This is a genomic window from Geobacillus sp. E263, assembly GCF_007197795.1.
GTDB lineage: Bacteria > Bacillota > Bacilli > Bacillales > Anoxybacillaceae > Parageobacillus_B > Parageobacillus_B toebii.
In genome coordinates, this window is sequence record NZ_CP041632.1 from 713,397 (window position 1) to 735,485 (window position 22,089).

Sequence of the window (22,089 nt, forward strand, 5' to 3'; positions counted from 1 at the left end):
TACTGCCATTTGGGTTGTGATGTTTTTTGGAATGTACGTTTCTCTTTCCAAGATGTAGCGCGGATTTCCTGAACTAATCTTCGTGAATGCATTATTTTATGAGAATTTGTGTTCGGTTGCAAAATATATCGGAAACGGAATGGAAATGGACCATAAAGTTATCATTGTTCATAGGTTGGGTATGATATACATAGAAAGTTTTCCTCAATATTAGTGAATTGTTTGTGAAAACATTTGCAAAATAGTTGCCAATTCGTTGCGATTCAGCCATAATGTATCATAATGATATTTTTGCATAAACGGATATTTGTGGTTATGAAAATAACAATCGATGTTTATTTATAAAAAAGAGGAGTGAAATCAATGAATGTAACGATTTACGATGTGGCACGAGAGGCAAACGTGTCGATGGCGACCGTGTCTCGTGTCGTGAATGGAAACCCAAATGTGAAGCCATCAACAAGAAAAAAGGTGTTGGAAGCGATTGAACGTCTAGGCTACCGGCCAAATGCGGTTGCACGGGGACTTGCTAGCAAAAAAACAACGACCGTTGGGGTTATTATTCCTGATATTTCTAGCATCTTTTTCGCGGAATTGGCACGTGGAATTGAAGATATTGCCACGATGTACAAATATAATATCATTTTAAGCAACTCTGACCAAAATAAAGAAAAAGAATTGCATTTGCTCAATACGATGCTCGCTAAACAAGTGGACGGCATTTTGTTTATGGGTGGAAACATTACCGAAGAGCATGTCAATGAGTTTCAGAAATCACCTGTGCCAATCGTGTTAGCCGCAACGATTGAACCAAATAATACCATTCCATCAGTCAACATTGATTATGAACAAGCTTCCTTTGAAGCGGTTGCTTATCTTGTAGAAAAAGGAAACAAGCGGGTCGCCTATGTGACGGGACCGACGGATGATCCAATCAATCAAAAGAAATTGGCGGGCTACCGCCGCGCTTTAGAAACGCATGGAATAGCCTATGACGAAGAGCTTGTAATTGAAGGAGATAACTCCTATGATTCCGGCATTGAGGCATACGAAAAAATCGCTGAATTAGCCGAGAAGCCAACCGCTGTTTTTGCTGGAACTGATGAAATGGCGCTTGGCATTATCCATAGCGCGCAAGATCATGGCGTTCGCATTCCGGATCAATTAGAAGTGGTCGGTTTTGACAATACACGGCTTGCGACAATGGTTCGTCCTCGTTTAACGACGGTAGTGCAGCCGATGTATGACATCGGTGCGGTTGCGATGCGTTTATTAACTAAATATATGAATAAGGAAAACGTCGAAAACCATATCGTTGTGCTGCCGCACCGTATTGAATATCGTGACTCAACGAAATAACGAAAAGGGGCTATCGTTTTTGCTAAGCCCCTTTTTGTTTTTTATGAAGATGATAAAATATCATTTATTAGAAATAGTTTGATCGGTTGATTTTTGTCGCTGACTGCGAATTGGATATAACGCTTTTTCTACCGTTTGAGCATTTTTTTCGGTAATTTCCGCTTTTCGTGGAATCGGTGGATATAGTGGTTCCGGATCATCCCATTCTTGCGGCAATGGGACAGGAGAACGCGATTGCCATTTATCAAGCCATGGCTTCGGTAATTTTCCGGAAATATTCGATTGTTCTGTCATTTCTAGCCAAATAAGCGCCCATGCCCGCGGAACAACGCGCCAAATATCGTAACCGCCGCCGCCAACTGCGATCCAACGCCCGTCACAATATTCGTGAGCGATTTGATGGGCGAGTTTCGGGATTTCACGGTATGTTTTCATCGTTACGGACAAATGAGTAAGCGGATCGTAATAATGAGCGTCCGCTCCGTTTTGCGTGAAAATCACATCGGGCCGGAAAAATTCCGCAATTTCTCGAAGCGCTTGTGTATAAGCGTCAAGCCATGATTCATCTTCTGTAAACGCATCTACTGGAATGTTAAATGAGTACCCATATCCTGCCCCGTGTCCGCGTTCATTCACACCTCCTGTTCCGGGAAATAGGTAGCGGCCTGTTTCATGAATGGAAAACGTACATACATTTGGATCATCATAAAATGCCCATTGGACGCCGTCTCCATGATGGGCATCCGTATCGACGTAAAGAACGCGGAGTCCGTATTTTTCTCGAATATACTTAATGGCGACAGCGCTATCATTGTAAACGCAAAAACCGGATGCTTTGCCGCGAAAGCCGTGGTGAAGCCCTCCGCCTAAACTTAACGCATGCTTTGCTTTTCCGGATAGCACATAATCGACTGCAGTTAATGTGCTTCCTACCAACAAAGCGCTTGCCTCGTGCATATTTGGGAAAATTGGCGTATCTTCTGTCCCTAGTCCGTAGTTTAAGGCTACCTGTTCAGGCAACTGGCCTTTTCCGGCTGCTTTGACCGCTTCAATATATGATTGATCATGAATTAAGGCAAGTTCTTCGTCCGTTGCGACTCTTGGTGTGACAATTTGTTCATCTTCTAATGCATTCATCGCGCGCAATAAATCGTATGTGAGTTTAACGCGAAGTTGGTTAAACGGGTGCTCATCATGAAATTTATACCGAAGGAAATCATCACTGTAAATAAATACACAATCTTTTTTCATGACGAAACCCCCGGCAAGTTTGGCCATAACACCGTATAGCCAGCATTTTTTAAATCGTTAATAATCCCAATTGGATTCATGGTTTGCACGCGGAAAACAAGAATTTTGTAATTTTCATCTTTATCAGGATATAAAAGAACGCTGGAAATATTCGTATGTCTTTTGGCAATAATAGCGGCGACATTGCTCAGCATCCCGCTTTCGTTTGGAACTTTGACTTCAATTTGCGAGCCCGGCTGATGTGCGCCTGTCAGCTGAATGAGCGTATATAATAAATCTGTCTCCGTCACGATGCCGACAAGTTTGCCGTCTTGGACGATAGGTAAACAGCTGATTTTATGCTCGTAAAACAGCGCTGCTACTTCTTCCACAAAATCGAGCGGATGTCCGACGATGACGTCTGTTTTCATAATCGTGCTGAGCGGTTTTTGTAAATCTTCGAGATGTTCGTGAAGACGAAAAATAGAAGGGCTTGCATCGCGAAGATCTCGATCTGTTACAATGCCGATAACATGGTTTTCGGCATCAACAATCGGAATATGGCGAATGCGCAGTTGTCGTACTAACTGAATCGCTTCTGCAATCGTATTTGTCGGCTGGAGTGTAACGACAGGAGTTTTCATAATTTGTTCGACAATCACTGATTCCTCTCCCCTTTGTTGTCAAGAAAGATTTTTAATACATGTACCGATTCATAAAGCGAAGGCGATCGAATTTTTGGATAGATTCTTGATCGACCCGTTTGCCGATGCGAACCATTAAGCAGTTAGCCGGATGGGAACAAATTTCAGGATCATCCGTTGCATACCAAACAAGCCCGCCGGCGTTCATCATTTTCTCCATTAATTTCCGGTATTCCCATACATTTAACCCCGTCCCTTTTAAATCCCAATGCCAGTAATATTCTGTTGTAATAATAATGTAATCTTCCATTGCATCATCCATCATCGATACAATCAATAAATTTTTTCCTACCCCATAGCCGCGAAACTCCGGGATGACTTCAATCGCGCCTAACTCGATTAAATTTTCCATGTTTCCTTGTGACCAACGTTCAAGCGGGTCGGGATAAAGAAACGTAACATAACCAACAATGGTTTGGTTATGACGGGCGATAATAATTCTTCCTTCTGGCAGCTTTGCGATTTCAATGAGTGCTTTATGTTGCTGCGGCGGCTGGCGGAATGATGTCAAATCGTGATGAAATTCGTAACTTGCTAGTTTTTCAGCAGATACTGGGCCCTCAATAATTAATGTCCCTTTTGGGGTTTTTAGTTCTTTCGCATTATACGTTTTTTTATGTTCCATAGAGCACCACCTAGATTTGTCTTTCTGCTAACATTATACATGAAAAAACGACTGGAAGACCGGTTTCAAAAAAAGTTCATAAAAAATAAAAAGGAAATTTTAAAAAAATTGAGAATTCGAAAGAGATATACTATAATAGGACTGTAACCACTTACATAAGGGGGAGTCGGAGAATGAAAACGGAAGTACTACCGGTCATACAAGGGGACTATAATTTAAAAAATTATGAAGAAACATATAAAAATTTTGATTGGAAAGAAGTAGAAAAGGAATTTTCGTGGTTTGAAACAGGCCGGGTCAATATGGCGTATGAAGCGATCGACCGCCATGCGGAAACGTTTCGAAAAAATAAAGTAGCTCTCTATTACCGTGATGCATCGAGAAATGAAAAGTATACATTCAAAGAAATGAAAGAAATGTCCAACAAAGTTGCAAACGTGCTAAAACAAGTAGCAGAGATTGAAAAAGGAGACCGCGTATTTATTTTTATGCCGCGCTCTCCGGAATTGTATTTTTCTGTATTAGGAATCATTAAAACAGGCGCGATTGTTGGTCCGCTGTTTGAAGCATTTATGGAAGGAGCGGTGCGCGATCGGCTTGAGGATAGTGGAGCGAAGGCAATCATCACGACACCGGAACTGTTGCCGCGGGTTCCAGTCAATGATCTGCCTGAGCTGAAATACGTTTTTCTTGTCGGGGATAACATTGTGGAAGAAGGTCCGTATATTGACTTAAAGAAACGAATGAACGAAGCGAGCAAACATTTTGACATTGAATGGGTAGACCGCCAAGATGGACTTATTTTGCATTATACATCTGGTTCTACCGGCAAACCAAAAGGGGTTTTGCACGTTCACAACGCAATGATTCAACATTATCAAACAGCAAAATGGGTGCTTGATTTAAAAGAAGATGATATTTATTGGTGTACAGCTGACCCTGGTTGGGTAACGGGAACATCATACGGCATTTTCGGCCCTTGGTTGTGCGGCGCTTCAAGCGTCATTATTGGAGGACGTTTTAGCCCGGATGCATGGTATCAAGCGATTCAAGATTTCGGCGTAACCGTGTGGTATAGTGCGCCAACGGCATTTCGCATGTTGATGGGGGCCGGCGATGAAATTGTCAAAAAATACGATTTAAGCTCACTTCGCCATATTCTCAGTGTTGGAGAACCATTGAATCCAGAAGTCATTCGCTGGGGGATGAAAGTATTCGGGCGACGCATTCATGATACATGGTGGATGACAGAAACAGGCGCTCATCTTATTTGTAACTATCCTTGCATGGAAATTAAGCCGGGGTCGATGGGGAAACCGATTCCTGGTGTAAAAGCAGCTATCATCGATGATCAAGGAAACGAGCTGCCGCCATACCGTATGGGGAACTTGGCGATTAAAAAAGGCTGGCCGTCGATGATGAAAACGATTTGGAATAACCCACAAAAATATGAGTCGTACTTCATCGGCGATTGGTACGTTTCCGGCGATTCCGCTTATATGGATGAAGACGGATATTTCTGGTTCCAAGGTCGTGTCGATGATGTGATTAATACATCTGGGGAACGTGTTGGTCCGTTTGAAGTTGAAAGCAAGCTAGTCGAACATCCAGCAGTAGCGGAAGCAGGCGTTATTGGCAAACCTGACCCAGTTCGCGGGGAAATTATTAAAGCATTTATTTCGCTTCGGGAAGGATATGAACCATCAGAGGAATTGAAAGAAGATATTCGCCAGTTTGTCAAAAAAGGATTGGCGGCACATGCGGCGCCGCGGGAAATCGAATTCCGTGACAAACTGCCAAAAACGCGAAGCGGAAAGATTATGCGCCGCGTCTTAAAAGCGTGGGAACTCAACTTGCCGACAGGGGATTTATCGACAATGGAAGACTAAGAAAAAAGCTGATCGATATGATCAGCTTTTTTTAATGGTTCTTTGAAGGGCTATCTGATGTTTTCTTTTTTCCTTGATTTGGTACAGCGACATTTTGTTCAGAAATGATGTTCGATGGTGGGGATTCATTGCCGCTTATATCTACTGCTGTCACATAATATGTTGCTTTTGGCTGTAGATTGGAAAATGTTAAAGATTTTCCAGCTTTAACGATAGAGACAACACGAAACGGCGCTCCTTTTTGTTCCGCACAATATACACGATAGCCAATGACGTCGTTTTCGTGGTGCGGCTTCCAAGTTATTGTTTCATTGGTTAGTTGGACGGTAGGCGGGTCTGGACGTTTTCCGTTTTCTTTCATTTCGCTAACCAATAATGTTCCGTTCCACTCGGCGGAGTTTATATGGTAGATTCCTAGTTCTTTGAGCAATTTTTTATTAAGTATGACCCCGCTTGAAACAAACTCGCTCGGCGTTGTATTAAGCGCGATGTACCGTTTGCCGTTGACTTCAACAAAGCGTCCTTCGATTAAATATTGGTCCTTACTTTGCTTTGGGGTGAATTTTGTATTATATAAATCATAGTTGACTAATCCAGCTTTTTCGCATAAATCAGATGGAACGAACCCTGAAACTGTACAATATGCACGACGGACGATGCCGCCTGGCATATTGAATCGCGTTTTTGGAGCGATTAGCTGCGGCTTTACATCATAAGCCGCATTCATTAGTTGTGCCCATAATAGCTGGGTTCGTTTGCTATAGGATAACCCTTTATATTTTAGCTGCAGCGGTGCCGGAGTATCATATCCCATCCAAACGCCAAATGTAACGTTCGGATTTGTTGCAACAAACCAGGAGTCTTTATTATTTTGTCCTGTTCCCGTTTTCCCAGCCCAATCCGCTTGGAATTTTAAATAATACGGAAGAGAGGACGCTGTGCCTCGGCGAATAACGTCTCTCATCATATCAATCATTAAATAGGATGTCTGCGGAGAAAAGACAGGAACAGGTTTGCTTTGATGTTCGTAAATGACTTGTCCATCTTTCGATACAATTTTTTCAATTAAATACGCATCGATAAATGTTCCGTAATTCGCAAATGTGGCATAGGCGTTGACATTTTCTTCTACTGTCACTCCTTTATCCGTTCCTCCGATCGCCAAGGCGACGTGATTTTCTTCTGTTTTTGCCACACTGGTAATGCCCATTTTATGCAAATATTGTACTGGATGTTGGTTCATGATCTTCATATATGTTCGAATCGCAGGAATGTTATAAGAATACTGCAAGGCGCGTCGAGCGGTGACTAAACCGTGTGTTTTTCGGTCCGCATTTTTTGGAGTGTAATAACCTTTACCTGTCTTGATGTGTAATTCTGTGTCTGGGATGATGGAACCGGGCTGAATAATGCCCATTTCCATTGCTGGCGCATATACGAGCAGCGGTTTCATTGTCGAACCGTTTGATCGATATGCTTGTGTGGCGTGATTGAGCTGCTCTCGCCCGTAATCTCTGCCGCCGACAAAGCTAATAATTCTCCCTGTCTTATTTTCAATAAGGATTGCACCGACTTCGACAGGTTCCCGCTTTGCAACCGTTTTGCCCGTCTGTTGATCTTTTACGTATTGAATAATGTCGTCGCCGTAATATTGATAATTTGCAACTACTTTTTGCATGCGATCGTAAATATTTTTGTCAATCGTTGTGTAAATGTTATACCCGTTTTGGCGAAGCTGTTTTTCTGCTTTTGCTAAATAGCGTTTATAAAGAGATGCGTCTTGCCATAACTGCTGTTTCTCATACCCATCTTTTTTGGCTAAAACTTCCGCTAGCGCTTCTTTCGCACGCTTTTCAATTTCCATCGTGAGCCACGGATATTTCTCAAACGGTGATGGCTTCGGTGGTGCAAAATGTTTGGCGATATCATATTGCAGCGCTTCTCTATATTGCTTTTCGGAAATATAGCCTTCCTGTTTCATGCGTGTTAACACCGTTTTCATGCGATGCAATGCTGGGGATAAATCTTTTTTCACTTTTCCATCGCTTGTAAATGGCGTATAAACGAAAGGGCTTTGCGGAAGGCCGGCTAAAAATGCTGCTTGGGCTAGATTTAAATCTTTCGCATTTACTCCAAAAACGCCTTGGGCCGCTGCTTGGATGCCGGCAATGTTGCGCCCGGATGAGTTTCTGCCGAATGGAACGACATTTAAATATGCCTCTAAAATTTCATTTTTGCTAAAAAATTTTTCGAGGCGAAGCGCAAGCAATATTTCTTTCGCTTTCCGTTCAAACGACGCTTCATTGGTTAATATTTGATTTTTCACAAGCTGTTGCGTTAGCGTGCTTCCGCCTGTTTGCATTGCAGAGTTGGTAGCTTCTTGAAAAAGCGCCCGGATAATTGCTTTTGGAACAATACCGTGATGTTCGTAAAAATATTCGTCTTCTGTTGCGATCAGTGCTTTTATGACGTAAGGGGAAACATCTTTCAATTTTACTCCTTCTCTCTCTAAATCCGTGCGGAAATTTCCAAGATAAACGTTATTGGCGAAGTAAATATGCGTTGTTTCCTCATAGTTGTAAATATCTGTTTTCATTTCTTGATACGAAGGAAGCGGCATATCTTTTACTAAAAAAGCAAAATATCCGGCGCCAAGACCGACCGCAAAGCAAATGGCGCATAGCGCGAAAATAAGAAAAATAAGAAAAAGATTCCAACATACTTCATATGTAATGAGAAAATAGCGCCATGCTTTCTTTAGGGAAAACGTTTGTTTTATATGCTCCATGGGTATTCCCCCTATATAAACAACAAATAAATGTAAACACAGTATATCATATTTTTTGTTGAATATTGCGGCTTTTTGTCATTTTTCTTTCATTATAAATGCGATCTGATTCGGTTTGACAAATTTATGAGAGTATGATAAAAATATGTATATCAAAAACGATATACATAAAAGCGATGACAGGAACGAGTAGTGTTTATCTCCCTGTTTCAGAGAGCTAGTGGTTGGTGTGAACTAGCACATAGATAAACACGAATTACCTCCTCGAGCAGCTTTTGCGAACGGATTGTCCAAGTAGCAAAAGACGGCATTTGCCGTTATCGAAATGAAGTGAGAAAGCGCTATGCTTTCTAAGTAGGGTGGTACCGCGACGTCAATCGTCCCTTCAGTTTAAGGGGCGATTTTTTTATGAAAAAATAAAAAAGGGGTGGATCAAATGGACTTGTTGCAAGAGTTGGAATGGCGCGGATTAATTAACCAAGTCACGGATAAGGAAGGGCTTCAGAAATTACTAAATGAGGAAAAAGTGACGCTATATTCCGGATTTGACCCTACGGCGGACAGTTTGCACATCGGACATTTATTGCCGATTTTAACGCTGCGCCGATTTCAGCTAGCTGGCCATCGTCCAATTGCGCTTGTTGGCGGTGCGACCGGGCTAATCGGAGACCCAAGCGGAAAAAAAAGCGAGCGTACATTAAATGCAAAAGAAACGGTGCAACAATGGAGTGAACGCATTAAAGAGCAATTGTCAAGATTTTTAGATTTTGACGCGAAAGAAAATCCGGCGAAAATCGCCAACAACTATGATTGGATTGGTTCGCTTGATGTGATTACTTTTTTGCGCGATGTTGGAAAAAACTTCGGGCTAAACTACATGCTGGCGAAAGAATCGGTGCAATCGCGCATCGAGACAGGCCTTTCGTTTACGGAGTTTAGCTATATGATTTTACAATCATTGGACTTCTTAAAACTTTATCAAAACGAACAATGTCGTTTGCAAATTGGCGGCAGTGACCAATGGGGAAATATCACAGCAGGATTAGAGTTAATCCGAAAAACGGAAGGAGATGCAAAAGCGTTTGGATTAACCGTTCCGCTTGTTACCAAAGCAGATGGAACAAAATTCGGGAAAACAGAGAGCGGAGCCATTTGGCTTGATCGGAAAAAAACATCTCCATATGAGTTTTACCAATTTTGGATTAACACAGACGACCGTGATGTCATTAAATATTTAAAATACTTTACGTTCTTATCGAAAGAAGAAATTGAAGAGCTAGAAAAACAATTGCAGAAAGCTCCGGAACAGCGTGCGGCGCAAAAAGCGTTAGCCGAAGAAATGACGAAACTTGTCCATGGAGAAGAAGCCTTGAAGCAAGCGATTCGCATTTCGGAGGCGCTCTTTAGTGGAAGTGTGTCACAATTAACAGCAGAGGAAATTGAACAAGGGTTTAAAGACGTTCCTTCTTTTGAATATAAGGGAGAGGAAGTTCCGCTAGTGGAACTCCTTGTCATGGCGAAGATTGTGCCATCGAAACGGCAGGCGAGGGAAGATATTACAAACGGAGCGATTTACATCAATGGCGAGCGCATACAAGACGTCAATGCAGTGATTACAAAAGAAAACCGCATCGAAGGACGTTTTACCATCATTCGCCGCGGAAAGAAAAAATATTATTTAATTCGCTACCAATAAAAAAACCCGGGAAGACCGGGTTTTTTTATTGGTAGATGATCACAAGAAAAAAATCCCTCCAGAACCATATCTGAAGGGATGCAGCGCATTAACGAGAGTAGAACTCAACGATTAATGCTTCGTTAATTTCCGCTGGCAACTCGGAACGCTCAGGTAAACGAGTATACGTGCCTTCCATTTTGTCTGCATCTAATGTTAAATAATCAGGAACAAAGTTGTTTGCTTCCAATGCTTCTTTAATGACTTGAAGGTTGCGAGATTTTTCGCGGACAGAAATCGTTTGGCCAGGTTTCACACGGTAAGATGGAATGTTTACACGGTTTCCGTCAACTAAAATATGGCCGTGCGTTACAAGCTGACGAGCTTGGCGGCGAGTACGCGCAAAGCCTAAACGGTAAACAAGGTTGTCTAAACGTGATTCTAAAAGAATCATAAAGTTTTCCCCGTGTTTACCAGGCATTTTGCCAGCTTCTTCAAACGTTTTGCGGAATTGACGTTCGTTTACGCCGTACATATGGCGAAGTTTTTGTTTTTCTTGCAATTGCAGACCATATTCCGAAAGTTTTCTGCGTTGACTTGGACCATGTTGACCTGGTGGGTAAGGACGTTTTTGCAACTCTTTACCTGTACCGCTTAAGGAGATTCCTAGGCGGCGAGAAATTTTCCACGTTGGACCTGTATAACGAGCCATTCAATGCTCCTCCTTTTGCTTTTATTTCGGGTAAAATAAAAGCAGGCGTGCATCAACAATTATGGCCATTTTGTTTTCATGTATCCTCGCTCTAGCAGCTAAGAGTTACACGATACACCTCGTTATCGAGGAACAAAATGGAACCATAAAGGTGAGCACTAAGGCTGCTATATTTTACACAAAGGCTATTATATGACTTTTATAGGGCAAAGTCAATATTTTTATTTTCCTTATTTCAAGATAATATGATATAATAAAAGATGTAATTTTTTGAAAAGTTTTGTATATACTCCATTCTAAAACTAACTGGAATGAGAACATCAGTTTAGGTGAAAAGGGCGATGAAATTAGAAGAAGAAAAGGTGTACGGAGCCTTTAAACAAAAATTTTTTCATTGGTTTTTATCGTATGATGATTATGAGAATTTTTCCAATGTGATCACAGAATTGCTGTTACTACTCAAACAGGAGCTTATGATAAAGCAAGCTGCTTTTTTTGTGTTTGATCCTTTAAATAAATCGTTTTATCCGGAAGCAATCACGAAATCAGAAGAAAGTCACTCTCCTTTCTGTCATCAAATTCTGCCTGACAATATAAAAGCAATGGTAGATGATGAGCAGCAGACGATACAAATTCATGAAGATGAAAAGTATATAACCGCGCAAATTTTCCTTCGTCTTTCCGAGGAGTTAATCGGGATGTTGCAGCTAGTGTATGATCGCCAGCTTTTCATAAGCAGAAAGCTGCTAAAAAAAATCAAACAAGATTTTTCAACGCTTTTCCGAAAGTTCAGGATGATATCCCAAGGGCTTAGCGATGAAAAACGTTATGAACAGCTTCATCGGTTTGCCGCGAAAATTCATTCATCGATGAAGATTGATGATGTGCTCGAGGAAATTATTAACACTCTTAAGCAAGTATATCCGTCCTTTACATACCATTTGCTTTTGTCGCACGATAATCAGCATCACGGGCATTTGCCAATCAAACCGCTTGTTTTTGATGAAAGCGGCGAAAATATGGCAGCGATGCAGGCTTTTTTGACGGGGAGAATTCAGTTTGAAGACTCCATTTCGCTGCGTCGTTCCGTTTTGTATGCGCCGATTAAAGGAGCGCAGGGCATTTACGGTGTTATTGAAATTATGGCCCCTTACATTATGGAGTTTCCAAAAAGAGAAATAAATTTTATTTCTTTGCTTGCCAATACGGCGGGAAGCGCGTTGGAAAATGCGAAATTGTATGAGCAATCGCGCCGTCTCATTGCTGATTTACAGCTAATTAATGAAACGATACACCAGTTGAATGCAAATTTGCGTCTTCAAGATGCCATTGAATTTATGGTAAAGCAAATTAAGCAATCGTTTTGTGCGGATGAAGTCGGTTTTTTCTGGTTTGAAGGGAGGAAACGAAAGCTATTACCTGGGAGCACACCATTTTTTCAATCCTGTAAATCCAAAAAGTATATTGAATTTGTGGAAAAGAAAATGAAAACGGAAAAGGATATCGTCTTTGTTGGAGATGCAAAAATTCATGCTTCTCTTTCCGTTCCTGTCTATCACTCTCTAATGGCTGCTCCTATGGTTCAAAATGGGGAGCTAAAAGGAGTTACGATTGTTTTACATCGCGAACCATACCATTTTACGTTTGAAATGTTTAAACTGTTGCAGTCACTGATTCAACATTCCACCCTCGCATTTACGAATGCGATGTTAAGAGAAGAGCTTGAAAAGCACGTTGTTACGGACTATTTGACGAAATTGTATACAAGACGCTATTTAGATGAACAAATCAAAACATCGATGCTTCATGACGAATTTGGAACGTTTATTTTAGTCGATATTGATAATTTTAAACAAGTAAATGATACATATGGACATCAAATCGGGGATCATGTGCTCGTTCAGGTTGCCAATATCATTCGTTCCAATATTCGCGCTAGTGACATCGGCGCTCGTTGGGGCGGGGAGGAACTTGCCGTCTATTTGCCGAAAGTGTCATTAGCCGTAGGAATTTCGATTGCGCATCGTCTTGCTGAAAAAGTAAGAAAGGAAACACATCCTCCTGTAACGATTTCATGCGGCATTTCGTATTGGAAAAAAAATCGTCCCGAAGAAGCGAAAGATTTATTTAAACGGGCTGATGAGGCGCTTTATGCGGCGAAAAGAACAGGAAAGAATTGTATTTTTGTGAAAGATTATGTTCGTCAATATAAAGTGTAAAAAGGAATCCGTTCATTCGGATTCCTTTCTTCTCGATTATTGTTTTCTATCCTATAATATCGCTATAATGACGTCAACGAACTTTTCCAAATATTTTTGATCTGTTTCATCAAAACGATTTTTGATCGGACTATCAATGTCTAGTACACCGATTACATTCCCATCTTTTATCATAGGTACGACAATTTCTGATTGCGATGCAGCATCACATGCAATGTGCCCTGGAAACAGATGAACGTCAGGAACGATGATGGTTTTTTTGTTTTTTGCGGCGGTGCCGCATACACCTTTGCCAAACGGAATGCGTACACAGGCCGGAAGCCCTTGAAACGGACCTAACACAAGCTCATCGTTTTCCGTTAAGTAGAAACCAACCCAATTGATTTGTTCGAAAAAATGATTTAATAAAGCGGAAGCGTTGGCTAAATTAGCGATGAAGTTTGATTCTCCTTCAATTAACGCGCGCAGCTGTTGAATGACAAGTTCGTAGTTTTCTTCCCGTGTTCCGTTATAAGCGACAGCATGAAACAATGTTTTTCCGCCTCCTTTGTCCATATGAGGATATTCTATGGTGGTTATAGAAACTTTGTCAATCGAAAAACGCTTCTTTTAGCATAACGTCCGTTCCTTGATGTAAATCGTTTGCGCTATGTGCGTCTGAACCATATATAATACGGATGTTTCGCTTCATTGCCTCGCGGATTACCCAGTTTGGCGGATACGGCTGCAAACAAAGCGGTTTTCTAGCACCTGCACCGTTATAGTCAAGCTCATAATCGCGGAGTTTTATTTCATCGAGAATCTGTAACAGCGGCTCCGTCATCGGTGAAGAACAAGGGAAGCGTTTTTGAAATTTATGGATAAGCGTCATATGGCCAATGCGTTTCGGTTTATACGGGCCAAGATTTGCGCGAATCGATTGCAAAACTGTGTCGTAATACGTATTGTACACATTGTCGATCGAGCCGAATAATGTTATGATATCGGCGAACATTTCAGGGCTGTAATCGATACAGACGTACTGTCCTTTGCAATAGAGAAAATGTACAGATAAAATGCCGTCATCTAACAACGGTCCGACATCTTCTAAAAATCGTGCTGTTTTTTCTTCGAAACCGAGAATAAAATCGACTTCAAGACCGATGTGGATGATAATATCATTTTGATAACGTGCTTTCAAATCGGTTAATGATGCGAAATAATGATCGATTTGTTCGCGACGCATTGCGCTATCTTGATATGGTGTCGGATCGGTAAATCCTTCCGGAAGCGGGGCATGCTCTGTAAAAGAAATTTCTTTATAGCCAAGCATAATGGCCCGTTCAACGTATTGTTCTAGTGAATCGCCGCTTCCGTGCGGACAAAACGGGGTATGGATATGCCCGTCACGCAAAATGACTCACTCCTTCCTTAATATAAGAAAAATGAAGATTTCTGTGAAAAAAATAAAAAATTTGGTCAAAAAATGTCGTTAACATGGTATCATAAAAACATTGAAAAAACATTACGCAAATTTGCCTTCTCGGTTAACCTCATTTTCTTTTGTGACTAACTCGGGTGCAAGGGGGCTATTTCTTGATGGAAATCGCAGTTATCGTTCTACTCCTTCTTGGCGGAGTAATGATATATAATCATGTGTACCGAAAAAAAATGTATAGCGAAATTGATCGACTGGAAGCGTGGAAAATTTCGATTATGAATCGACCGGTGCCCGATGAGCTTTCGAAAGTAAAACAATTGAATATGACGGGAGAAACGGAACAATTGTTTGAGAAGTGGCGGCAAAAGTGGGACGATCTCGTAGCTGTTAAGTTGCCTGACGTGGAAGAAAAATTATTTGATACAGAAGAATTGCTTGATAAATATCGTTATGCAAAAGCAAAAGCGGTGTTGCGTGAAATCGATCAGCTGCTGCGTCAAGCGGAAGAGGAAGTTCAACTCATTATTGATGAAGTGCATGAATTGATCGGCAGTGAGGAGCAAAACCGTACTGAAATAGAAGAGTTAAGAACAATGTATCGTGAAGCGAAAAAAACGTTGTTGGCTTATCGGTATACGTTCGGAGTTGCAGCGGCAAAGCTAGATGAAAAATTAGAAGAGATCGAATCAAAATTTAAACAGTTTGAGGAATTAACAGCATCAGGAAACTACTTGGCTGCGCGGGAAATCGTTCTTTCATCAAAAGGGGAACTAAACAAAGTTACAGAGATGATGAGCGATATTCCAGAATTATTAACAGAGTGTCAAACAACGATTCCAGCCCAGCTGGAAGAGCTTTACGATGGATATAAAGAAATGAAGCAGGAAGGCTATATCCTTGATCATTTACAAATAGATCGGGAAATAGTGCAAAAGCGGGAAAAAATTGAACAGTGTATGCAAATGATTGGCGATTTGCAAATAGAAGAAGCAAAACAAGGGATTACTGAAATAAAAGAAGAGATTGATACATTATACGATTTATTGGAAAAAGAAGTAATTTCCCATCACTACATAAAAACAGAAATGTCTCGTATTGAAGAAATGTTGAACGAGCTCAACGAAGAAGCGAAAGAAACAAGTGAAGAAACATTGTTTGTACAGCAAAGCTATCGGTTATCGACAAAAGATCTTGAAAAATATCGCAGCATTGAAAAACAAATCCATCAGTTAATGAAGCGTTTTGAAATCATTCAAGCCCGCATTTTAGAAGCGAAAACCGCTCATTCGCTTTTAAAAGAAGAATTAGAGCAGCTGTTGGCGCAAATAGAAATGATGAAAGAAGAGCATGAGGAGTTTCGCAAGATGTTGCAAACATTGCGAAAAGACGAGCTAGTTGCCCGCGAAAAACTAGATGAGATGAAGAAAAAGCTGTCGGAAGCAATGCGGCTTGTGCAAAAAAGCCGGTTGCCAGGGCTTCCAAAATCTTACGAATTGCAATTGTCGGAAGCAAAAGATAGTTTGATGAAAGTCGCGGTGCGTTTGGAGGAAAAACCGCTTAATATGTCTGCTGTCCATCAAGCGTTGGAGGAATCCGGAAACATGGTTCAGCGCGTATATGAACGGACGGTGGAAATGATTGAGCAAGCATCTCTTGTCGAAAAAGTGATTCAATATGGGAACCGCTACCGCCGTCGCTATCCTAGCGTAAAAGAAGGATTGGAAGAAGCCGAATTTCTATTTCGCCATTACGATTATGAACAGGCGCTGGAGCAAGCGGTAGCTGCTTTAGAAAAAGTGGAGCCTGGTGCGCTTCAACGCATTCAACAAATTTTTCGTGATGAACGTTCCAAGGAAGAATAAACGATTCGCAAGACCGATAAATATCAATGGATAGATAGAGATATTTATCGGTTTTTTTGCGAATAATGTAAGTATAATATGTTTCGGTTGATGTTTAACGGCTTTCTTTATTATAATTACTTACTAGTGTACAATTTGTTAACGATAATCGGAGGATGGACGTGATGATTTATTTAGATAACAGCGCAACAACAAAACCGTTTCCTGAAGTGGTGGATTCGTTTGTCACTGTGGCTACAAAGTATTTCGGAAATCCGTCCTCTCTTCACGAATTAGGAATGAAAGCGGAGCGGCTATTAACGCAAGCTCGTGAACAAATTGCCGCGTCATTGCAAGTCAAACCGAGCGAAATTATTTTTACATCTGGAGGAACGGAAGCAAATAATTTTGCCATAAAAGGAGTTGCCTTTCAATATCGCCATCGCGGCAATCATATTATCACGACGGCGATTGAGCATCCATCTGTATCAGAGGCTTGCCATCAATTGGAACAATTAGGATTTGAAGTGACATATTTACCGGTGAATGAAAATGGTGTCGTTACAGTTGAGCAAGTAAAAAAAGCGCTGCGCGATGATACGATTCTCGTTTCGATTATGCATGTCAATAATGAAGTTGGCGCTATTCAACCTGTAGAAGAGATTGGTGAGCTGCTTTCGAGCTATCCGAAAACGATTTTCCATGTCGACCGAGTGCAAGGAATCAGTAAAGTACCGCTTGATATGAAAAAAGCGCATATTGATTTATGTACAATGTCGGCTCATAAGTTTCATGGGCTGCGTGGTGCGGGAATTTTATACGTTCGCCAAGGAATTCAGCTTTCGCCGTTGTTAGCGGGCGGAGGGCAGGAAATGCAGCTCCGTTCTGGGACCGAAAATGTTCCGGCAATTGTAGCAATGGCAAAAGCGTTGCGGATGTCGTTAGAAAAATACGACAAACAAATCGATTATTTACTTGAAGTCAAGCAAGCTTGGCTCAATGAATTAAAAGAGATTCCCTTTATTCAAATAAATACGCCATTAGAGCATTCCGCCCCGCATATTATTAACTTTTCTTTAGATGGCATTAAACCGGAAGTGTTTGTTCATGAATTGGAAAAAAACGATATTTTTGTTTCCACTACATCGGCGTGTTCTTCGAAAAAGAAGGCGCCAAGTAAAACATTATTGGCGATGGGAATGGGGGACAAACGGGCGGAAAGCGGCATTCGCATTAGCCTTTCCTTTGAAAATACGCTCGAAGAAATTCCGATTGCTATCGCCGTGATGAAAAAGGCAATCGAAAAATTAAGAGAGGTAACGAGGTAATTGCTATGAAATATGACCGTATTTTAATTCGCTATGGAGAAATGACGACAAAAGGTCGAAATCGAAACTTGTTTGTTCGCCGTTTAAAAGATAATGTCGCTAAAAAACTTCATGCGTTTCCGAATATTAAAATCGAATATATGCGTGATCGCATGTACATTTTACTAAACGGAGAACCGCATGAACCGATTATTGACAAATTAAAAAATGTATTTGGCATTCATTCATTTAGTTTAGCAATGAAATGTCATAATGAATTGAACGAAATAAAAGAAACAGCATTGGCAGCTGTTAAGCAGCTTCCTCATGAAGGAAAAACGTTTAAAATAAGCGCTCGAAGAGTGGACAAGCAATTTCCGTATGGAAGCAGCGAGTTAAATTATGAAATTGGCGCTCATATTTTGCGCAATACAGACGGGTTAACGGTAAATGTACATGATCCTGATATCGATGTCCGCGTGGAAGTTCGCCAAGAAGGCACATATATCACGTGTCACGATATTCCAGGTCCCGGAGGCTTGCCGGTGGGATCGAGCGGCAAAGCAATGCTCATGCTTTCCGGTGGAATCGATAGCCCAGTTGCCGGGTATTTGGCAATGAAGCGCGGATTGGAAATAGAAGCGGTTCACTTTTTTAGTCCGCCGTTTACAAGCGATCGGGCAAAACAAAAAGTGATTGATTTAGTGAAAAAATTAACCACGTACGGAGGAAAAATAAAACTTCACATTGTTCCTTTTACAGAAGTGCAGCAAGCCATTTATACACAAGTGCCAAACGAATACTCGCTTATTTCAACAAGAAGAGCAATGCTAAAAATTACTGATGCATTGCGTCAGCGGCATCGAGCACTTGCGATTGTGACAGGGGAAAGCCTTGGACAAGTTGCCAGCCAAACTCTAGAAAGCATGTTTGTCATTAATGATGTCACCACAACGCCGATTTTGCGGCCGCTTGTATCGATGGATAAAATAGAAATTATCGACATTGCTAAAAAAATTGACACACACGATATTTCGATTCTTCCATATGAAGATTGTTGTACCATTTTTACGCCAAGATCGCCAAAAACAAAACCAAAAAAAGAAAAAGTGGTTCATTATGAAAGTTTTGTTGATTTACAACCATTAATAGAGAAGGCGATCGCAAATACGGAAACGATGGTCATCGACGAACATTCCGCAACGGAAGATGAGTTTGAACAGTTATTCTAAATCCCGAAATTTACCAATGAGATAAATGCATGAAGCCATATGTTTTCACACATTCTATAGGTACAAGGAGGTGAAAACATATGGCACGCAACAACAATTCGAATCAATTGCTTGTTCCAGGAGCACAACAAGCTCTTGAACAAATGAAATACGAAATCGCTCAAGAATTTGGCGTAAAATTAGGCGCTGATACTACTTCTCGCGCTAACGGTTCTGTTGGGGGAGAAATCACAAAACGCCTTGTTGCTATGGCGCAACAACAATTAGGCGGTACTCAACAACAATTTTAATTGAATATATATGGCTACGAAGGCGGGTTTATCCCGCCTTTTATTATTTTTTAAAAATATTCAAAATATATAAATTATTTTGTATAATGTAAGTAGCATGCGCTAAATTGGCACCTATCATATTGTAAAGGGGAGTTGGAGAAAATGAAGCGGGAAAATTTCATCGCGCCGGAACGCTATAATTTAACGTCTGAGATCGAAAAACATGCGATGGCTAATCCGAATAAGCTTGCTTTAAAATGGGAAAATGAACAAGGGGAAACACGGGAGATTACATATGGCGATTTAATCAAACACGCCAATCAAATTGGAAACGCTTTATTAAAACGTGGGCTTGAAAAAGGGGATAAAGTGCTTGTTATGGTGCCCCGCTTAATTGAAGCGTATGAAGTATATTTAGGAACATTAAAAGCGGGACTGGTAGTCATTCCGAGTTCGGAAATGCTCCGCACAAAAGATCTGCAATACCGTATTTCCCATGGTGAGGTAAAAGCGATTATTGCGTATGAGCCATATGTGGATCAATTTGAACCGATCGGAAACATTGACCATATTATGAAATTCGTTGTCGGAAAGACGAAACCGAGCGGTTGGATCAATTTAGAGGAAGCGATGAAGGCAGAAAGCGATGAGCTTGTTGCTGCTGACACATCCCGTGATGATATGGCATTTTTATCCTATACATCGGGAACGACCGGAAATCCGAAAGGGGTCGTTCATTCGCACGGGTGGGGGTATGCGCATTTGCGCATCGCTGCGAAAAATTGGTTATGCATCGAAGAAAATGATCTTGTCTGGGCGACTGCCGGTCCAGGATGGCAAAAATGGATTTGGAGCCCGTTTTTATCGACGCTCGGTTCAGGCGCCACTGGGTTTGTGTATTATGGCCGGTTTGATCCAGAAAAATATTTACAGCTTTTAAGCAAGTACGAAGTAAATGTGCTTTGCTGCACGCCGACGGAGTATCGGCTAATGGCAAAAGTGCCAAATATCGGCGATTATAAGCTTCCGCATCTCCGCAGCGCCGTATCAGCCGGAGAGCCGCTTAACAGGGAAGTGATTGATACGTTTGAAAAATATTTCAACATTCAAGTCCGGGATGGATATGGACAAACGGAAAATACATTGCTTGTCGGCGTTATGAAAGGTATGAAGATCAAACCAGGATCCATGGGCAAACCGACGCCGGGAAACATCGTTGAGATTATCAATGAAAACGGGGAACCTTGCTCCGTCGGCGAAGTTGGCGATATCGCCGTCCACGTCGACACTCCAACGCTGTTTAAGTATTACTATAAAGATCCAGAAAGAACGGCGATGCAATTCCGCGGTGATTATTATATTACAGGGGATAAAGCGAGAAAAGATGAAGATGGATATTTTTGGTTTGAAGGGCGTGGAGATGATATTATCATTAGCTCCGGTTATACAATCGGACCGTTTGAAGTAGAAGACGCCCTTGTCAAGCACCCTGCGGTAAAAGAGTGTGCTGTCGTCGCTAGTCCAGATGAAATACGCGGTTATGTTGTGAAAGCGTTTGTTGTTCTTCGCGAAGGAGTAGATAAAAATGATCCGGCGCTGATTCCAAAGCTGCAGGAGCATGTCAAACAGCTGACCGCACCGTATAAATACCCGCGTAAAATTGAATTTGTCGATGATTTGCCGAAAACGCCGTCAGGAAAAATCCGTCGCGTGGAGCTGCGCGAACGCGAGATGCGCCTTGCAAAGCAGCAATAAAAAAGTAAAAAAAGGACTGTTTCAAACAGGAAACAGTCCTTTTTTGCTCTTAAACGGCATTGTGGGCGAAAGACTGTCTCCAGACTGACTTGTCTTATCAAAAAGCTAAATCACAACAAAAGCAAGAACACCCCAGCGGGCGAAGAACGGTTTACTTCCAGAGAGAGAGTTTTCTTATAAAAACACTCGTTTTACTTTGTCCCAGAAAGAATTGTCTTTTAAACGGACGGTTTTAATCACTCTGTCGCTTAAGATGACATCAATTTTTTCAATATGTTGAATGCTTAATGCTTCATTATCTAAACCAATGATTGGAAAATAGCTTGTTTCATCGGACATTTTTAAAGTTAATTTTCGCTCTCCGCTTAAAATAAACGATGAACCGAGCGTCCGGTAACGGTTATTATTGAGTGAAGCTAACTCGCTTACTTGAAAGCAAGGAAGAAGCGGATCAACGACAGCGCCGTTTACCGATTTATTATATGCCGTACTTCCTGTCGGTGTCGAAATGATGATTCCATCTCCACGAAACGTTTCAAAGTGCAGGTCGTCAATAAATACGTCCATCGTTAATGTTTTAATAATTTGCGAGCGAATGGAACATTCGTTTAAACAGAAAAATGAAGCGGTGCCATCAATGGTAACTTGAATAATTGGATATTTTCTTACTTCCAGCTGTAAATTTTTTATTGCTTCTGCCATATGATCAATGTCATCAATTTGAAAGTCGCAGTAAAACCCGCGTGACGGAAGTGTGGAAATCCCGACATATAAGCAATCGTTGCGAAATCCTGTTTGACGCACCGCTTGTAAAAACGAGCCATCGTCCCCGATGCTGACGATGATATTCGCTTTTTTATGATCATCGACTACCACAAACGGACCTTGTTTTGCAAGCGTGATCAGCGGTTCTACACGTTTCATCAGTTGTTCATCACGCTTATAAAAAAAATAAAGATGATTGCGCTCGTCTGCCATTTTGAAGCCCTCCCATGATCGTATTTTAGTTAATCTGTAATTATGGTACAATAAATGAAGTATACATAATTAAGTGTAACACG

Annotated in this window: 17 protein-coding genes and 1 other annotated feature; of the genes, 9 read left to right on the forward strand and 8 right to left on the reverse strand. The window is 41.2% G+C overall.

The window, feature by feature from the left end:
- Positions 1–363: 363 nt before the first annotated feature.
- A complete protein-coding gene (gene ccpA / locus FNL97_RS03690) occupies positions 364–1,359 on the forward strand; it encodes a catabolite control protein A (protein WP_015864829.1) in 996 nt (331 codons plus the stop codon).
- Between the two features lie 60 nt (positions 1,360–1,419).
- Here the strand turns inward: ccpA and FNL97_RS03695 are convergent, their stop codons facing one another.
- From FNL97_RS03695 to FNL97_RS03705, 3 genes are read right to left on the reverse strand one after another with little or no spacing between them, the layout of a single operon-like run.
- A complete protein-coding gene (locus FNL97_RS03695) occupies positions 1,420–2,610 on the reverse strand; it encodes an acetoin utilization protein AcuC (RefSeq protein WP_015864828.1) in 1,191 nt (396 codons plus the stop codon).
- On the reverse strand, positions 2,607–3,251 hold the full coding sequence (locus FNL97_RS03700; RefSeq protein ID WP_143415071.1) for an acetoin utilization AcuB family protein: 645 nt from the start codon (positions 3,249–3,251) through the stop codon (positions 2,607–2,609). The genes FNL97_RS03695 and FNL97_RS03700 overlap by 4 nt, the downstream gene beginning before the upstream one ends.
- Before the next feature lie 34 nt (positions 3,252–3,285).
- The gene (locus FNL97_RS03705; protein WP_015864826.1) at positions 3,286–3,918 is read right to left on the reverse strand and encodes a GNAT family N-acetyltransferase; all 633 of its coding nucleotides are present in this window, start codon (positions 3,916–3,918) and stop codon (positions 3,286–3,288) included.
- A gap of 173 nt (positions 3,919–4,091) precedes the next feature.
- On the opposite strand from FNL97_RS03705, the gene acsA reads away from it, so the two are divergent.
- Entirely contained in the window at positions 4,092–5,807 is a 1,716-nt protein-coding gene (gene acsA / locus FNL97_RS03710) for an acetate--CoA ligase (protein ID WP_143415072.1), read from the forward strand.
- Between the two features lie 31 nt (positions 5,808–5,838).
- Here the strand turns inward: acsA and FNL97_RS03715 are convergent, their stop codons facing one another.
- Positions 5,839–8,595, reverse strand: coding sequence for a transglycosylase domain-containing protein (locus FNL97_RS03715; RefSeq protein ID WP_143415073.1), 2,757 nt, complete (start codon positions 8,593–8,595; stop codon positions 5,839–5,841).
- A 167-nt stretch (positions 8,596–8,762) separates the two neighbouring features.
- Positions 8,763–8,983: a binding site (T-box leader), on the forward strand.
- A gap of 48 nt (positions 8,984–9,031) precedes the next feature.
- Here FNL97_RS03715 and tyrS point away from each other — a divergent pair.
- Positions 9,032–10,291 carry a tyrosine--tRNA ligase gene (tyrS, locus tag FNL97_RS03720; RefSeq protein ID WP_143415074.1) on the forward strand — a complete coding sequence of 420 codons (1,260 nt, stop codon included), beginning with the start codon at positions 9,032–9,034 and terminating at the stop codon, positions 10,289–10,291.
- A gap of 88 nt (positions 10,292–10,379) precedes the next feature.
- Here the strand turns inward: tyrS and rpsD are convergent, their stop codons facing one another.
- Positions 10,380–10,982, reverse strand: a complete 603-nt coding sequence (rpsD, locus tag FNL97_RS03725; RefSeq protein WP_062679251.1) for a 30S ribosomal protein S4 — start codon at positions 10,980–10,982, stop codon at positions 10,380–10,382.
- A gap of 341 nt (positions 10,983–11,323) precedes the next feature.
- Between rpsD and FNL97_RS03730 the strand changes: the two genes are divergently transcribed.
- Positions 11,324–13,201 (forward strand): sensor domain-containing diguanylate cyclase, encoded by a 1,878-nt coding sequence (locus FNL97_RS03730; protein ID WP_143415075.1) that lies wholly within the window; start codon positions 11,324–11,326, stop codon positions 13,199–13,201.
- A gap of 51 nt (positions 13,202–13,252) precedes the next feature.
- Here FNL97_RS03730 and msrC read toward each other — a convergent pair whose 3' ends face one another.
- Together msrC and hisJ are read right to left on the reverse strand one after the other, a co-directional pair.
- Positions 13,253–13,732 carry a free L-methionine (R)-S-oxide reductase MsrC gene (gene msrC / locus FNL97_RS03735; protein ID WP_143416283.1) on the reverse strand — a complete coding sequence of 160 codons (480 nt, stop codon included), beginning with the start codon at positions 13,730–13,732 and terminating at the stop codon, positions 13,253–13,255.
- Between the two features lie 58 nt (positions 13,733–13,790).
- Complete coding sequence (gene hisJ / locus FNL97_RS03740) at positions 13,791–14,594, reverse strand: histidinol-phosphatase HisJ (protein WP_143415076.1); 804 nt, start codon at positions 14,592–14,594, stop codon at positions 13,791–13,793.
- A 185-nt stretch (positions 14,595–14,779) separates the two neighbouring features.
- On the opposite strand from hisJ, the gene ezrA reads away from it, so the two are divergent.
- The 5 genes from ezrA to mbcS all read left to right on the forward strand — a co-directional run bounded on the left by ezrA (position 14,780) and on the right by mbcS (position 21,028).
- On the forward strand, positions 14,780–16,483 hold the full coding sequence (ezrA, locus tag FNL97_RS03745; RefSeq protein ID WP_015864817.1) for a septation ring formation regulator EzrA: 1,704 nt from the start codon (positions 14,780–14,782) through the stop codon (positions 16,481–16,483).
- Positions 16,484–16,647: 164 nt separating this feature from the next.
- Positions 16,648–17,790 carry a cysteine desulfurase family protein gene (locus FNL97_RS03750; protein ID WP_015864816.1) on the forward strand — a complete coding sequence of 381 codons (1,143 nt, stop codon included), beginning with the start codon at positions 16,648–16,650 and terminating at the stop codon, positions 17,788–17,790.
- 5 nt (positions 17,791–17,795) lie between these two features.
- Positions 17,796–19,001: a tRNA uracil 4-sulfurtransferase ThiI gene (thiI, locus tag FNL97_RS03755; RefSeq protein WP_062679247.1), complete on the forward strand. Its 1,206-nt coding sequence runs from the start codon at positions 17,796–17,798 to the stop codon at positions 18,999–19,001.
- An 80-nt stretch (positions 19,002–19,081) separates the two neighbouring features.
- Entirely contained in the window at positions 19,082–19,291 is a 210-nt protein-coding gene (locus FNL97_RS03760; protein WP_015864814.1) for an alpha/beta-type small acid-soluble spore protein, read from the forward strand.
- Between the two features lie 144 nt (positions 19,292–19,435).
- On the forward strand, positions 19,436–21,028 hold the full coding sequence (gene mbcS / locus FNL97_RS03765) for an acyl-CoA synthetase MbcS (RefSeq protein WP_062679246.1): 1,593 nt from the start codon (positions 19,436–19,438) through the stop codon (positions 21,026–21,028).
- 174 nt (positions 21,029–21,202) lie between these two features.
- Here the strand turns inward: mbcS and FNL97_RS03770 are convergent, their stop codons facing one another.
- Positions 21,203–22,006: an NAD kinase gene (locus FNL97_RS03770; protein WP_097354871.1), complete on the reverse strand. Its 804-nt coding sequence runs from the start codon at positions 22,004–22,006 to the stop codon at positions 21,203–21,205.
- Positions 22,007–22,089: the final 83 nt, after the last annotated feature.

Bases quoted from the DNA above. Each gene is read 5' to 3' on its own strand.
- FNL97_RS03715 (WP_143415073.1), bottom strand. From the start codon at position 8,595: ATGGAGCATATAAAACAAACGTTTTCCCTAAAGAAAGCATGGCGCTAT.
- FNL97_RS03705 (WP_015864826.1), bottom strand. From the start codon at position 3,918: ATGGAACATAAAAAAACGTATAATGCGAAAGAACTAAAAACCCCAAAA.
- FNL97_RS03770 (WP_097354871.1), bottom strand. From the start codon at position 22,006: ATGGCAGACGAGCGCAATCATCTTTATTTTTTTTATAAGCGTGATGAA.
- thiI (WP_062679247.1), top strand. From the start codon at position 17,796: ATGAAATATGACCGTATTTTAATTCGCTATGGAGAAATGACGACAAAA.
- ezrA (WP_015864817.1), top strand. From the start codon at position 14,780: ATGGAAATCGCAGTTATCGTTCTACTCCTTCTTGGCGGAGTAATGATA.
- FNL97_RS03695 (WP_015864828.1), bottom strand. From the start codon at position 2,610: ATGAAAAAAGATTGTGTATTTATTTACAGTGATGATTTCCTTCGGTAT.
- ccpA (WP_015864829.1), top strand. From the start codon at position 364: ATGAATGTAACGATTTACGATGTGGCACGAGAGGCAAACGTGTCGATG.
- FNL97_RS03750 (WP_015864816.1), top strand. From the start codon at position 16,648: ATGATTTATTTAGATAACAGCGCAACAACAAAACCGTTTCCTGAAGTG.
- acsA (WP_143415072.1), top strand. From the start codon at position 4,092: ATGAAAACGGAAGTACTACCGGTCATACAAGGGGACTATAATTTAAAA.
- tyrS (WP_143415074.1), top strand. From the start codon at position 9,032: ATGGACTTGTTGCAAGAGTTGGAATGGCGCGGATTAATTAACCAAGTC.
- FNL97_RS03730 (WP_143415075.1), top strand. From the start codon at position 11,324: ATGAAATTAGAAGAAGAAAAGGTGTACGGAGCCTTTAAACAAAAATTT.
- rpsD (WP_062679251.1), bottom strand. From the start codon at position 10,982: ATGGCTCGTTATACAGGTCCAACGTGGAAAATTTCTCGCCGCCTAGGA.
- FNL97_RS03760 (WP_015864814.1), top strand. From the start codon at position 19,082: ATGGCACGCAACAACAATTCGAATCAATTGCTTGTTCCAGGAGCACAA.
- mbcS (WP_062679246.1), top strand. From the start codon at position 19,436: ATGAAGCGGGAAAATTTCATCGCGCCGGAACGCTATAATTTAACGTCT.